A 334-nucleotide genomic window follows, 5' to 3' on the forward strand; every position below is an offset into this window, starting at 1 on the left:
CGTCCTGACGGCCACTACCACCGTTGGCGAAGGCGGCAACATCGTCTACACCGCCAGCCTTGTGGATAAGAACGGCGCGCCGGTGACTAACATCACCAATCCGCTCACTGTCACTCTCGATAATGGCCAGACCATCACTATCGGCGTGAATCAATCGAGCGGTAGCGTTTCGGTTATTGCTCCTGATGACGTCTACAAAGGCGACCAAACCGTCACCACCGCTATCAAAGGCGTCACCGGCGGCGAGCACTTTGAGAACCTGGTCCCTGGCACTACGGCAGTAAACACCACCGTTACGGATACACCGGGTACCGACAACACAACGACTGTCACG

Annotated in this window: 1 protein-coding gene; it reads left to right on the forward strand. The window is 56.9% G+C overall.

Annotated elements, in window-relative coordinates:
- Positions 1–334 (forward strand): immunoglobulin-like domain-containing protein (locus tag KVH01_RS29550; RefSeq protein ID WP_217883812.1); only part of this gene is annotated, 334 nt, incomplete at both ends.

This window comes from Pseudomonas khavaziana (assembly GCF_019145205.1).
Classification (GTDB): domain Bacteria; phylum Pseudomonadota; class Gammaproteobacteria; order Pseudomonadales; family Pseudomonadaceae; genus Aquipseudomonas; species Aquipseudomonas khavaziana.